The sequence below is a fragment of the Pseudomonas sp. NPDC089401 genome, assembly GCF_044749485.1.
GTDB lineage: Bacteria > Pseudomonadota > Gammaproteobacteria > Pseudomonadales > Pseudomonadaceae > Aquipseudomonas.
Genome location: NZ_JBIVIA010000009.1, coordinates 24144 through 37447 on the forward strand (window position 1 = coordinate 24144; position 13304 = coordinate 37447).

The 13304-nt window shown below is 64.1% G+C and carries 14 protein-coding genes and 1 pseudogene; 5 read left to right on the plus strand and 10 right to left on the minus strand.

All coding sequences use genetic code 11. The features are described from left to right. Window positions 1-4: 4 nt before the first annotated feature. The 5 genes and pseudogenes from ACIP21_RS19870 to ACIP21_RS19890 all read right to left on the minus strand — a co-directional run bounded on the left by ACIP21_RS19870 (window position 5) and on the right by ACIP21_RS19890 (window position 3302). On the minus strand, window positions 5-1471 hold the full coding sequence (locus ACIP21_RS19870; RefSeq protein ID WP_400690973.1) for a tyrosinase family protein: 1467 nt from the start codon (window positions 1469-1471) through the stop codon (window positions 5-7). Window positions 1472-1594: 123 nt separating this feature from the next. After that, on the minus strand, window positions 1595-1726 hold the full coding sequence (locus ACIP21_RS19875) for a hypothetical protein (protein ID WP_400690976.1): 132 nt from the start codon (window positions 1724-1726) through the stop codon (window positions 1595-1597). A 291-nt stretch (window positions 1727-2017) separates the two neighbouring features. After that, entirely contained in the window at window positions 2018-2329 is a 312-nt protein-coding gene (locus tag ACIP21_RS19880) for a hypothetical protein (protein ID WP_400690979.1), read from the minus strand. A gap of 88 nt (window positions 2330-2417) precedes the next feature. Beyond that, a pseudogene (locus ACIP21_RS19885) lies at window positions 2418-2525 on the minus strand (type 1 glutamine amidotransferase domain-containing protein); the annotation flags it as partial. A gap of 33 nt (window positions 2526-2558) precedes the next feature. Then, a complete protein-coding gene (locus ACIP21_RS19890; protein WP_400690981.1) occupies window positions 2559-3302 on the minus strand; it encodes an SDR family oxidoreductase in 744 nt (247 codons plus the stop codon). A gap of 105 nt (window positions 3303-3407) precedes the next feature. Between ACIP21_RS19890 and ACIP21_RS19895 the strand changes: the two genes are divergently transcribed. From ACIP21_RS19895 to ACIP21_RS19905, 3 genes are all read left to right on the plus strand, one after another. After that, on the plus strand, window positions 3408-4337 hold the full coding sequence (locus tag ACIP21_RS19895; RefSeq protein ID WP_400690984.1) for a LysR family transcriptional regulator: 930 nt from the start codon (window positions 3408-3410) through the stop codon (window positions 4335-4337). Between the two features lie 121 nt (window positions 4338-4458). After that, a complete protein-coding gene (locus ACIP21_RS19900) occupies window positions 4459-5136 on the plus strand; it encodes a response regulator transcription factor (RefSeq protein ID WP_400690986.1) in 678 nt (225 codons plus the stop codon). Further along, window positions 5114-6508, plus strand: a complete 1395-nt coding sequence (locus tag ACIP21_RS19905; protein ID WP_400690988.1) for a sensor histidine kinase — start codon at window positions 5114-5116, stop codon at window positions 6506-6508. The genes ACIP21_RS19900 and ACIP21_RS19905 overlap by 23 nt, the downstream gene beginning before the upstream one ends. A 6-nt stretch (window positions 6509-6514) precedes the next feature. Here the strand turns inward: ACIP21_RS19905 and ACIP21_RS19910 are convergent, their stop codons facing one another. Continuing rightward, window positions 6515-7162, minus strand: a complete 648-nt coding sequence (locus tag ACIP21_RS19910; protein ID WP_400690991.1) for a hypothetical protein — start codon at window positions 7160-7162, stop codon at window positions 6515-6517. A gap of 309 nt (window positions 7163-7471) precedes the next feature. Here ACIP21_RS19910 and ACIP21_RS19915 point away from each other — a divergent pair, with 309 nt between their 5' ends. Both ACIP21_RS19915 and ACIP21_RS19920 read left to right on the plus strand, forming a co-directional pair. Next, window positions 7472-8533, plus strand: a complete 1062-nt coding sequence (locus ACIP21_RS19915; protein ID WP_400690994.1) for a Rieske 2Fe-2S domain-containing protein — start codon at window positions 7472-7474, stop codon at window positions 8531-8533. Between the two features lie 57 nt (window positions 8534-8590). Next, window positions 8591-9541 carry a PDR/VanB family oxidoreductase gene (locus ACIP21_RS19920; RefSeq protein ID WP_400690997.1) on the plus strand — a complete coding sequence of 317 codons (951 nt, stop codon included), beginning with the start codon at window positions 8591-8593 and terminating at the stop codon, window positions 9539-9541. Window positions 9542-9553: 12 nt separating this feature from the next. Here ACIP21_RS19920 and ACIP21_RS19925 read toward each other — a convergent pair whose 3' ends face one another. Genes ACIP21_RS19925 through ACIP21_RS19940 form a run of 4 tightly spaced genes read right to left on the minus strand, consistent with a single transcriptional unit; the run spans window position 9554 to window position 13282 of the window. Further along, the gene (locus tag ACIP21_RS19925) at window positions 9554-10267 is read right to left on the minus strand and encodes a GntR family transcriptional regulator (protein WP_400691000.1); all 714 of its coding nucleotides are present in this window, start codon (window positions 10265-10267) and stop codon (window positions 9554-9556) included. Window positions 10268-10311: 44 nt separating this feature from the next. Beyond that, a complete protein-coding gene (locus ACIP21_RS19930) occupies window positions 10312-10782 on the minus strand; it encodes a heme-binding protein (RefSeq protein ID WP_400691002.1) in 471 nt (156 codons plus the stop codon). 2 nt (window positions 10783-10784) lie between these two features. Further along, window positions 10785-12128: an amidohydrolase family protein gene (locus ACIP21_RS19935; protein ID WP_400691005.1), complete on the minus strand. Its 1344-nt coding sequence runs from the start codon at window positions 12126-12128 to the stop codon at window positions 10785-10787. Further along, the gene (locus ACIP21_RS19940; RefSeq protein ID WP_400691008.1) at window positions 12125-13282 is read right to left on the minus strand and encodes an alpha/beta hydrolase family protein; all 1158 of its coding nucleotides are present in this window, start codon (window positions 13280-13282) and stop codon (window positions 12125-12127) included. The genes ACIP21_RS19935 and ACIP21_RS19940 overlap by 4 nt, the downstream gene beginning before the upstream one ends. Window positions 13283-13304 lie beyond the last annotated feature (22 nt).

Sequence of the window (13304 nt, forward strand, 5' to 3'; positions counted from 1 at the left end):
TCCTTCAGCGCACCACTACACCGCTGCGTTTGAGAACGCTGATGCGCTCCACCGTGATCGGCGCTGCGTCCGATATCTGCTCGCCAGGGACCAGCGTGACGCGCAAATGATCGGGGTCGAAATCGCCGGCGGCCTCCAGCCGCTGGGCCAGGTCGGTGATGTCCAGGGAGTAGCCCAGGCCGTTGCCCTTGTGATGCCCATCGGTTTTCGAAGCCGCATTGAGGCCGAACAGCGTCAGGCTGCCTGCCAGGCATTCGGGATGTCCGGCAGGGTCGGCGCCGGCGGGCAGGTTGAGGTACACCTCCAGCAGCGGCGAGGGTGCCGAACCGCGAACCTGCTCCAGGGCCAGGTAGAGCCTGGTCACCTCACTGCCGGCTGTTGTCGCGCCCATGCTGGCCACGCCCTTGGCCGTTGCCGTCGGTTCCAGGTCGATGCGGGTGTTCACCGAAGCCGCGCCGACCGTGACCACTGCCGCATTGGCGCCAATGGGTTGGACAATCTGTTTTTCGGGCGAACCCATGTTGACCCTTGCCACAGCGCTTGCTCCCGGTTTGACGCCCGTGCCGCTGACCAGGTCATCGTAGGGCCGATAGTATTTGCCACCTTTGAGCGTGTCCTTGCTGGTAAAGGTTACGCCCGGTGCATTGTCACCGGGTGTCGGCACGATGAACTGGCGGTCGAACGGGCCGTCCAGCCAGCGCGGGTCGTGCACCATGGTCTTGCCGGGGGTGTTCATCCAGGCTTCCCAGAGCCGGTCGATATTGCAATGGTGCAGCCAGAAAATCGGGTCCAGGCCTGCCAGGTAGGGGTCGCCCATGTAGCCACCGACCAGGCGATGAACCGTGTTGTGCGGGTTGCTTTCCAGCGCACCGGTCATGTTGTCGAAGTGGACGAAATCGTCGGTGATGCCGCCGCCGAAACCGAGCTTGCCGTTGCCGATGAGGAAGTTGTCTTCTTCCATCGCCACCAGGCTGAAGCCACCGTTGGGTTCCAGCTTGGTGATGCCGGGGCGACGCGGATACCGACACAGCGGGTTGGCCGTGCCGTCAGGCAGGGTCTTGGCCACGAAGGCATCGGGCAGGTACAGGGCCTTGGGGTTCTTGCTGTCGAGGTAGTTCCAGTAGGGCAGGGCCCAGTCGTCGCCGGTCAGCTCCTTGACCTTGGCCGCCACGATGCTTTCGAAGGCGAACAGGTAGGCGCGGTGCCAGGACAGGAAGTACCAGCTGCCGTGCTGGCACTGGTCGCCGAAGGTGTTGTTGGTCAGGTCCGACGGAATCGGCGCACCGGCCTGGATCAGACGCTCCTGGCGCCACAGGTCCGGGTCGAAGCCATGCATGGCGCCGAGGAACTTCCAGCTGGTGCGGTCCTGCAGGGGCTGATTGTCCATGGCCTGCATGGCCTTGGCGTAGTTCAGCAGGGTCTTGTTCCAGCCTGAACCCAGTGTTGCGACATCCTGGCGAGAAGCGGTCATGAGGGCATGCTCCATGCGGTGAGGTGATGCCTGTCCACGATCCGGCAGCAGTGTCGGTACTGCCAGGAACGCGAGTCTGTGGTGGCTTGCACATAGGTCGAAAAGCGTGCGGCCGAGCGCCTGTCAGCTCGGGCCGAAGTACTCGGGCAGGTCGTTGGCGATCAGAGCGATAAGCTTCGAGGCGAAGGGGAGGCTGGCGTTTGTCAGGCAGACGCCTTTGCGCAAAGCGATCAGGTACGGTCCTGGTGCAGGCATGACTCCCTCCTGGGAAACACCGTGCAGGTCACGGCATATAGCTCTCTGCTAATCAGCGTTGCGATGTCCGGACAACAAACCGGGCGGCCGGCTAAAGGCTAGTGGCCATTAGCGGGCTTTTGCCAGCATAGCGGGGGATGGTTGGTGCGCAAGATGTTTTTGCGGGGAGGCGCCGAGCGGTAGGCGATAGGGTTTCATGAAGGGCGCGGTCAGACAATTCACCACTCCAGGTGGCACACGCAGTGACCACCTGGATGTCCTGTCAGCTCATCTGACGGGACAACGCCCTGGTCAAATGCGGGACTGTTTCTTCAACAGGTTTTCCAGTTGTTGGCGCTCCCAGGTGCTGAGCAGCTCCAGCGGATCGGTACCGAAGCGTTGGCGGGTATCGAAGTGATAGGCACGGCCGTCAGGCGCGTGGCAGCTCTCGCAGTATTCCAGGGCGTCGCGATCGCGTTGCACGCTCAAGCGCCAGCCTTCGGCTTCCATCAGCCAAAGCCCGCCGCGGGCCTGGGCCTCGAGACGCTGAACCGTGCGCACACCCAGGGCGAGGTCCTTGAGCAGTTGATAGACCTCGCGGGAGGTCAGTGATGGGCTGGACACGGCGTGAGTTCCAATGCGGTTGGCGGCTGAGGCCGGGGTGAAGTTCAGCCGCACGGCGTCTCGGGCAGGTGCCGTGCGGCTGTACAGGTTACTTCAGTCGGGCGACCAGGGCATCAGCGACACCTTCGGAGCTTGCCGGGTTCTGCCCGGTGACCAGCTTGCCGCCCTCGATGATGAAAGGCGCCCAATCGGGGCCTTACCATCAAAACGTTCACGTCGTTTTCCTCGCTCAGAAGTCCTGGGATGTTGGGCGCAGCACGATTTCATTGATATCGACATCGGCCGGTTGTTCAATGGCAAATGCAATGGCCCGCGCAACGGATTCGGCCGGGATCGCCTGCTTGTAGAAGTCCGCCACCGCCTGCGCGCTGGCTTCGTGGCCGCTGCCGAACTTCAGTTCGGAGTCCACCGCACCCGGTTCGATCGTGGTGGTGCGGATACTGCTGCCGACCTCATGGCGCAAGCCATCGGAAATCGCCCGCACCGCGTATTTGGTACCGCTGTACACCGAACCGCCCGGGCTGAACACCTTGATACCGGCAACCGATGAAATGTTGATGAAGTGCCCCGAACCTTGCTGCTGGAACAGGGGCAGGGCGGCGGCGATACCGTACATCACGCCCTTGATGTTGATGTCGATCATGCGGTCCCATTCGTCGACGCGCAATTCGGCGATCGGCGCGATGGCCATCAGGCCTGCGTTGTTGATCATCACGTCGACGCGCCCGAAGGTGTTCACGGCGTGCTGCATCAGGGCGACCAGGTCTTCACGGCGCGTCACATCGACCGCGAGCGCGGTGGCCTGAGCGCCGGCAGCCTTGATGTCTTCGACGATTGCATGGAGGCGCTCTTCGCGGCGTGCGGCGAGCACCACCCGGGCGCCCAGGCTGGCCAGGTGGCGAGCGGTGGCCTCGCCCAGGCCGCTGCTTGCACCGGTGATCACGACAACCTTGGCTTCGATACCCTTGCTCATTTCAGTAACCTCGTCAGGTGGAGATGGCACCGATTATGGGTTGTCATTCAATCGCGGAGAATGGAATATTCAGGATTTGAAAATTCCGTAAAATGGAAGAATAAAGTGCTGAACCGACTCGAAATGGTCAGGGTCTTCCTGGCCGTCGTTGACTGCTCTTCGTTCCGTGAGGCCGCGAACCAGCTCGGTACCTCGCCGCAGAAGGTCACCCGGGCGGTGCAGGAGCTTGAACGGCTCATGGGCGAGCCGCTGTTTCATCGAAGCACGCGGCAAATGAGCATCACCGATTTCGCCAGGGGGCTGGCGGAGGAGGCCAGAGCTGCCGTGGACAGCTTCGACCAGCTGTTCATGAAGGCCGACGGCCGGGACGAGGAAGTTGCAGGGCGGGTAGGGCTGACGGCCCCCCATGCGATTGGCAAGCTCTACCTGGCGCGCTTTCTGGCCGAGCTGCGCCGCAAGCACCCCAAGCTGAGCATCGACCTGACCCTGGATGACGAGTTGACCGACTCGGTGATATCGAAGATCGACATCGGCATCCGCGTGGGGACGGTACGTGATCGCAGGTTCATTGCCAGGACCGTGGCCAGCGTGCCATTGAAGGTGGTGGCCACGCCGGCCTTGATTGCCAGCGCAGGCGCGCCGTCGAACCTCGACGAGCTGAAGGCAATGCCCTTGTCCCTGCTGCTGGACCGGCGATCCGGGCGCGGCTGGCCATGGATCTTTCCGGGCGAAGAGAGCTTCATTCCGCAACTGCCCGGCTTCACCTGCGATGACCCGGAAACCGAACTGGAGATGGTCTTGCAGGGGGTTGTGCTGGCGCAGATTCCCCTGTACCTCGCCGAACCTCATTTGTCCCAAGGCACGCTTGTAGAGGTGTTGCCGGAACTCGCACCGAAGCCGCTTGAGCTGGTGCTCTATCGGACGCGCCCCGGGGCGGTGCCGCGCAGGATCCGGCTGGTGTATGACTTTCTGCTGGAAAAGCTCGGGGACCGGCAGCTGTTTCCCGGTGAAGTGCCGACCCTGGGCAGCGAATGATCACCACCTGATGCTGCAGAATCGCCAGGAGTACATCTGTGCTCCGTTAAGAAATTTTCATATACGCCAGCTCCCGATGCCCATGCCTTTAGACTGATGCCCCCTGAGCCTGGAGCATCGAATGAGTCGCGCACTGGTAATTGAAGACGACGAGGTCACCGCAAGCGCCATCGTTGCAGAGTTGCAAAGCCATGACTTCACCGCCACCTGGGCCGACAACGGCCGGGAAGGGCTGGCGCTGGCCATTTCCGGAAAGTACGACGTCATCACCCTGGACCGCATGCTGCCGCACTTCGACGGGCTGACCATCGTCAGCACCCTGCGCCAGCTGGCGATCCACACGCCGGTGCTGATGATCAGCGCGCTGTCCGATGTGGACGAGCGTGTGCGTGGCTTGCGCTCCGGGGGCGATGACTACCTGACCAAACCGTTCTCGATGATCGAGATGATTGCCCGGCTCGAAGTGCTGCTGCGATGCGGCACATCGGGCATGGTCAGCCATTGCATCGACTACGGCGGCTTACAGGTCAACCTGATCGCGCAGACCGCGACGCTGCAGGGCACGCCGATTCCACTGTTGCCGACCGAGTTCAAGTTGCTGACCTACCTCATGCGCCACGCCGGCAAGCTGGTGACGCGGACCATGTTGTTCCAGGAAGTGTGGGGCTACCACTTCGACCCGGGCACCAACATCATCGATGTGCACCTGGCGCGCCTGCGCAAGAAAATCGCCGAACCCAAGGCGCCCATCATTCAGACGATTCGTGGGACAGGTTATGTTCTGGTCGAAAACCACTGATCGCTGGCGCTCCAGCGGCAGCCGGCTGATCAGCCTGTACGCGCTGTTCTTCGTCGCCTGGGGGGCGATGTTCACCGGCGTGCTCTATTGGGAAATCGCCCGCTACCTCGGCTCGGTGGCGGAGCGGACCTTGATGCAGCGCGCGCATTACTACCAGAAGGTCAGTGACGAGGCGCTGGTCGCGGAACTGGAAGAAGGCGAGGTGTATTCGGTCCCCGGCATCGACGCCTATGGGCTGTTCGAGGCCAACGGCACCCATGTTCAGGGCCATCTGCTCAAGCTGCGGCGGAACCTGACGGATGACGGTCGTGTGCACTACCTGGAGCGCGGTTTGCGCATTGCCGTGCCCCATGAAGAAACGCGCAGCAGCTATGCCATACGGGTAAACAGGCCGGACGGCAGGATCCTGGTGTTCTCCCGCGACGGCGGGTCGATCGCCGCAGTTGGCGGCATCATCGGCCACGCGTTCTTCTGGGGGCTGTCGCTCACGCTGCTGCCGGGCCTGATCGGCTGGCGCCTGCTGCGTCGGCGGCCGATCCGCCGGGTCGAGCACTTGCAGCGCATCACCGAGCGCATCGTTTCGGGGGATCTGCGTGAACGGCTGCCGCTGTCGCCCCGTCGCGATGAGCTGGACATGCTGGCCAACGCAGTCAATACCATGCTCGCGCATATCGAGCAGTTGATGCTCGAGGTCAAAGGGGTGTGTGACGCCATCGCCCATGACCTGCGAACGCCGCTGACCCGGCTCAACACCCACCTGCATCAGCTTCAGAAGCTGCCGTTGCAACGGGCCCACGCGCGCAGCGTGAACCTGGCGCTGGAGGAGAGTGAGTCGATCATGTCGCGTTTCCAGGGGCTGTTGCGTATTTCAGAGCTCGAGGACACCCGCCGGCGATCGGCCTTCCAGCCGTTTCAGCCGGCGGCCTTGCTGGCTCAGGCGCACGAGTTCTACGAGCCGCTCGCCCAGGAGAAACGCCAGCGACTGGTGCTTCAGGCAAGTGCGGACTGCCCGCCGTTGCTGGGCGATGTTTCACTGCTTTTCGAAGCACTGACCAACCTGATCGACAACGCCATCAAGTTCACCCAGCCGGGCGGGGTGATCGTTCTGGCCTGCATGCTTGAAGCAGACAGCGTCAAGATCGAAGTGCTGGACAATGGCCCGGGGATCCCGGCCAGTGAGCGCAAGAGCGTGACGCGCAGGCTGTACCGGGGGGATGAGACCCGGCAGCAGCCTGGTAACGGGCTTGGGCTGTCATTGGTGGCTGCCGTCGCTCACCTGCACCGCCATGGGCTCGATATCGATGCGGGGCCTGCTGATCGCGGTACGCGTATCACGCTGACGTGTCCACTCGATACGGTTGTCCGGCGATGAGAGCAGTCAGTGACTGGCGCTTGACGCTGTGGCGGTGCGGGCGTTACGCCGCAAGCGCACGGCCAGCTTGGCGAGGAGCTTGAAGACAACGGCGCTGAAGATCAGCGCGAAACCCAGCGGATACCAGGAACCCATGGGGATGCGCTTGTAGAACGACAGCACGAATACCCCGGCAATCACCCATGTGCCGGTGCTGTGCAGCCCTTTCCAGACGCGGGCACCGAGCAGTTTCACGGCGGCGGGGAAGGAGGTGATGGTCAGCAGGATGATGAACAGATAACCGATCGAGCCGGGGATGTTCGCCGCAGCCGTGCGGCCATGCCAGAAGGTTTCGGGGAAAAGCTTTACGTAGAGGATGATCAGCACCGCGTGTACGGCATGGGAAAAGGCGAACGCCAGCCCCAGGAAGCGCCGCTCGCGCAGCAGGCCGTGGGTGAAGGTGCTGGGCACCAGGGCCGCCAGTGCCGAGGCGAGGAAGGTCAGCAGGAACAAGGCGAAGGATGTCCGGGCAGTGGTTCGGATCGCGCTGCGCAGGGCTTCGACCCATTGCGGTTGGGACCACAGGGCCAGCGCAGTGACGATCAGCACGAACAGGGACAACAACGAGAACAGTCTCCAGCCATGGAGGCTGGCAGTTTTGGCGTGGTGGTGCATGGCGGACTCCCAGGTATGAACGCGGCGTGCGGGATGTCGCCGCGGTTCGAGGCGCCATGGTGTCAATGGCGGTTGTCTGGGATATGTCTGGAAACGCTCGCCGTGTATCACTCTGTAGGTAATCAACGCCGGCTATGCCGTGCGTGTCACCTACGAGCCCTGAGCGTCTGACCCGGTCAGTTGAAGATAGTGGCAGGGTGTGATTTTGATTTGTGGATCCATGAAAAGTGAAATAACGCTAAATAAATTGACTATCTAGCGCCTTGTCGCTTTCAATGGATCCACAAAAACAAAATCCCGGAGAGATTCATGTTCCCGAAAAACGCCTGGTATGTCGCCTGCACCCCTGATGAGCTCACTGACAAACCCTTGGGTCGGCAGATCTGCGGGGAAAAAATGGTGTTCTACCGCGGCCTGGAAAACCAGGTCCACGCCGTCGAGGACTTCTGCCCGCACCGTGGCGCGCCGCTGTCCCTGGGCTATGTCGAGGATGGCAAGCTGGTCTGCGGCTATCACGGCCTGGTGATGGGCTGCGACGGCAAGACCGTGTCGATGCCCGGCCAGCGCGTGCGCGGCTTCCCTTGCAACAAGACCTACGCCACCGTCGAGCGCTATGGCTTCATCTGGGTCTGGCCGGGCGAGCAGGACAAGGCCGACCCCGCCACCCTCTGCCACCTGGAATGGGCCGAGAGCGATCAGTGGGCCTACGGCGGTGGGTTGTTCCACATCCAGTGCGACTATCGCCTGATGATCGACAACCTCATGGACCTGACCCACGAAACCTACGTCCATGCCTCCAGCATCGGCCAGAAGGAAATCGACGAAGCCCCTCCGGTGACCACGGTCAATGGCGATGAGGTCGTCACGGCCCGGCACATGGAAAACATCATGGCCCCGCCGTTCTGGCGCATGGCCCTGCGCGGCAACAACCTGCCCGACGACCAGCCCGTCGATCGCTGGCAGATCTGCCGTTTCACCCCGCCCAGCCATGTACTGATCGAAGTGGGCGTGGCGTTGGCGGGCAAGGGCGGTTACGACGCGGCGCCGGAGCACAAGGCATCGAGCATCGTGGTCGACTTCATCACCCCGGAAACCGAAACCTCCATCTGGTACTTCTGGGGCATGGCGCGCAACTTCAACCCGCAGGACCAGGCCCTCACTGCCAGCATCCGCGAAGGGCAGGGCAAGATCTTCAGCGAAGACCTCGACATGCTCGAGCAGCAGCAGGCAAACCTGCTGGCCAACCCGCAGCGCAACCTGCTCAAGCTCAACATCGATGCCGGTGGCGTGCAGTCGCGCAAGATCCTCGAGCGCTTGCTCGCCGAGGAACGGTCGCAACTGGCCCCGCAGTTGATCGCAAGCGCCCAGTGAAGCTCCCTGTCGATGTCGTGCCCGGCCACTGCGGTGGCCGTCAACGGAAGGTCCGCCATGATTGAAGTTGTCGTGAAGTCCCGTAACACCGAAGCAGAAGGTATCTGCAGCTACGAACTGGCCTGCGCCGAGGGCAACCCGTTGCCCGCGTTCAACGCCGGGGCGCATATCGATGTGCACCTGCCCGGCGGGCTGGTGCGCCAATATTCCCTGTGCAATCCCCCCGAGGAACGCCACCGCTACCTGATCGGCGTGCTCAACGACGCCGCTTCACGCGGTGGTTCGCGCTGCCTGCACGAGCAGGTCCAGGCCGGGCAGCGTCTGCACATCAGTGCGCCACGCAACCTTTTCGAGCTGGTGCCCGGCGCCACCCGCAGCCTGCTGTTCGCCGGCGGGATCGGCATCACGCCGATACTCTGCATGGCCGAGCAGCTGTGGCTGCAAGGCGACGACTTCGAGCTGCACTACTGCGCCCGTTCAAGCGAGCGGGCGGCGTTTGTCCAGCGCCTGGCCGACGCGCCATTCGCCGACCGGGTGCACCTGCACTTCGACGAATCGCCCCAGTCACGCCTCGATGCAGCGCAGGTGCTGGCACAGCCGGGGGCTGACGATCACCTGTACGTCTGCGGCCCGGCCGGGTTCATGCAGCATGTGCTGGACACGGCCCGCGACCAGGGTTGGCCGCAGGCGCAACTGCACCGGGAATACTTTGCTGGCACACCGGTCGACACCGGCAACGATGGCACCTTCTCGGTCAAGCTCGGCAGCACCGGGCAGGTGTTCGAGATTCCGCCGGACCGGACGGTGGTCCAGGTGCTGGAAAGCCACGGCGTGTCGATTGCCGTTTCCTGCGAGCAAGGGGTGTGCGGCACCTGCCTGACACGGGTGCTGGAGGGGGTGCCGGAGCACCGCGACCTGTACCTGACCGAAGACGAGCAGGCGGCCAACGACCAGTTCACTCCCTGCTGCTCCCGCGCCAGGTCTGCCGTGCTGGTGCTGGACTTGTAAGCCAAGGGCGCGCTAGGCGCCCTTGGAAATCACCTGTACCCCGACTGCCGCGCTGGCTGCGCCGAACACTTCGGCGTAGCGCAGCGTGGCATTGGCGTGTTCGCGCATGATGCCTTCGGCGCGCGCACCCTGGCGGCTGCGCAGTGCATCGACCAGCGAGTGGTGCTGCATGTGGGCGAAGTTGAAGCGGCGGTACTCGCGGGCCATGTCGTCGCGGTCGAAGGCCAGCGCCGACACCGAGGCGAAGGGGCGGTGGTCATTGCGCGCCAGGGCCTCGGCAATGGCCGGGTTGCCGCTGCCATCGACGATCACCTGGTGGAAACGCAGGTTGAGGTCATGGAAGGCCTCGAGGTCCTGCTCGGTGATGTAGCCCTTGTCGAACAGCGCGTCGCCTTGCTCCAGGCATTCCTGGAGCGTGGCCAGTGCCTCGGGGGCGAGGCCGCGCTCGGCGCATTGCCGCGCTGCCAGCCCCTCCAGCACACCGCGGACCTCCACGGCGCCGGTGATGTCCTCGACGCTCAGGGTCCTGACCTGGAAGCCCTTGCCACCGTGGCGTACCAGCAAGCCTTCCTGTTCGAGGGTGCGAAACGCCATGCGCACCGGCATGCGCGAAACACCGAAGCGCTCCGCCGTGGGGACTTCCATCAGGCGGTAGCCGCCAGCCAGTTCGCCGGAAGCGATCATCTTGCGCAGGGCGACCAGGATGGTCTGGCCGTGTTTGCTCATTACAGGCGACCTCAGGAAAGAGGCGGACATGGTAGCGCAATGAATCATGGCTGTGCAGGTCGCCCTGGATGTGCCGCTCGAGGATCACCGCTGTCACCGATCAGCCCGAGCGCCTCGATGGCCAGCAGCGCGCAGCGCTCATCGTTGTCCGAGGTATCGCCACTGACACCGATGGCGCCCAGCAGGCGGCCCTCGGCATCGCGCAGCAGCACACCGCCGGGCACTGGAATCACCTCGCCATCGGTGAGGCTGTTGATGGCATCGAAGAACGCCGGCATGACCTGGGCGCGGCGTGCCAGTTCACGGCCGCCGAAGCCCAGGCCCAGGCAGCCGCGGGCCTTGCCGGTGGCGATCTGCGGGCGCAGGAAGCTGGCCCGCTCGTCGCGCAGCACCGCCAACGGGTGGCCGGCGATGTCGAGCACCGCTGCGGCCAACGGCTTGAGGTTCAACGCGCGTGCTTGCTGCAGGGTCGCGGCGGCCAGTTGCCCCGCCAGTTCACAGTCAAGTGTCGTCATGCTCACAGGCTCCATTTGCCAAGCTCGGCCACCCGGTCGCGGGTGTAGAGGTCGGTCCATTTCAACGAGTTGAAGTCCGACACCTGCTTGGGGTTGTAGGCGGTGCGTTGCAGCCGTACCGGTTCGCCGGCCTTGTACACCGCTTGCAGGCGTTCGCGGTCCTGGAGGATGCGGATGTCGTCCAGGGGCGAGCCGTCGAGCACCAGCAGGTCGGCCTGTTTGCCAGGTTCCAGGGTGCCGAGGGTCTCGCCGCGCGGCATCAGGCGTGCGCCGACGTTGGTGGCGGCGAACAACGCTTCGGCCGGCGTGAAGTCCAGGCGCCGCACCAGCAGTTCCAGCTCGCGGGCGTGCCATTCGCCGTAAGGGGTCACGGCAAAGCCGCTGTCGCTGCCGCAGGCGAAGGGCACGCCTGCGGCCTTGGCACGCTTGAGCACCGCCGAGCCGAGCTCCAGGGTGCGTGCGCAGTAACCGGCGTAGCCTGTGCTGACCGCGGGGTCATGGGGCTGGCAGAAGTCCACGGTGTTCTGCGGGAAGGTCATGGTCGGCGCGAGCACGCTGCCGGCCTCGAGCAGCGCCTCGATGCAGGCGTCATCCATGTAGAAGGCGTGGAACACCAGGTCGACGCCGGCCTTGGCCGCGTACATCACCGCTTCCCGGCCATAGGCGTGGGTCGCCACGCGGCAGCCGAGGCGGTGGGCTTCGTCGACCATCTCACGGGTTTCGTCGGCGGTGAAGGCGGCGACGATTTCACCGTTGCGGCGACGGTGGGTGCCGTCCATGGCGATCTTGATCAGGTCAACGCCGTCCTTGGCCTGCTTGCGGATCTGTGCAATGGCATCGGCGCGGCTGGTGACCAGCGCGGCGGTGAAGTACTCAGGGGCGCCGACGCGGCTGGGAAACCAGTCGTTCAGGCTCTGCCGGTTGGTGATCACACGGCTGCTGGCCGCGATGCGCGGACCTTCGAACAGCCCGGCGTTGACCGTGTTGCGCACGGCAATGCTGAGCTGGCCGCTGTCGCCGGGGCAGACCATCGAGGTCACGCCGGCTGCCAGCACGTGTTGGGCGAAGAACAGCCCGCGCAAGGCACGGAACTCATCGCTGGACCAAATATCGATGTCTTCCTCGCTCTGGGCATTGCCAAACGCCAGGTGGGTGTGCACGTCCACCAACCCCGGCATGACGAAGTGGCCGTGGGCCTCACGGTCGCCGGGCTGCGGGCGGGGCGCCTCGCTGGACGGCCCGACATGGCGGATCACGCCGCCTTCGATGACCAGTGTCTGTTGCCGGCGGGGGTGCAGGCCGGTGCCGTCGAACAGGGTGGCGCAGTGCAGGTGCAGGGCACTCATCGGTGGGCGCTCGCAAGGGTTTCGGCGACCCAGTCGGCGATGTAGTGCCCGGCATTGATGCTGTTGTCGAAGCTCGAATGCTGCACGCCGCCTTCACGGTCGGTGAAGATCTTCAGTTCGCGTTTCGGGCTGTTGACCAGTTGCTCGTAGGTGCGGTGCGCCCATTTGAGCGGGATCTGCGAGTCCTTTTCGCCATGGGTGACCAGAAACGGGACGCGGATCCGGTCGAGCACGCCGTCGAGGTGCACCTGCTCGGCGATGCGCATGAACTCGTCCATGTCCTTCGCCCCCCAGACCCATTGCACGTGCGCCCAGTAGTGGGGCACCGGGAAGTTGCCTTCTTGTTCCAGACGACGCTTCTGCACATCGCGCCAGTCGTGGTTGGCGCCCCACACCACACCGCAGGCGAAGCGCGGTTCGAAGGCCACCGCGCGCGGGCAGTAGTAACCGCCCAGGGACACGCCTTCCAGGCCGATGCGCCTGGCATCCACATCGGCACGGGTTTCCAGCCAGTCGACGACGCGGCTCGCCCAGTGTTCGCTGTCATGGCGTGCGGTCATGCCGTGCAGGCGCAGCGCCTCGCCGGTACCGGGCTGGTCGATGATCAGCGACGACACGCCACGCCTGGCCAGCCAGGCGGGCAGGCCGACGCGGTATTTCATTTCCTTGGTCGAATCCAGCCCGTTGACTTGCACCAGCAGCGGTGCCGGGCCACTCACGCCTTCGGCACGTACCAGCAAGCCTGAGAGGTGCTTGCCTTGGTAGGGGATCTCCACCCGCTCGCAGTTCTCCCTGGCCAGGTCGATGCCGCGGGCGAAGGTGTCGAGAAAACGCTGATAGAGGGCGGCACGGCCGGGCGCAGCGTGGGCCTGCAGGCGTTCGCAGGTGAGGTAGTAGGTAGCTGCGCGGTTGTATTTCTCCCCGGCGGACAAGTGTCGGCCGGCGGCTTCGTCTTCTGCGGCCAGGCCGCAGAGCTTGTCGGCCATGCGCGACCAGGTTTCCCGGAAGGCTTGGGTGCCGGCGGCGTCTGGCTGCCTGGCGGCTTCCTGCAGCGGGGCGCACATTTCCTCGATTTCACCCAGGCGGGCACCCATCTCGATGGCCAGGTCCACCGAGAGATTCCAGACGTAGTTGGTGGGGAAGTAACGGAACATTGTTGTTGTCCTTCTGCGGTCG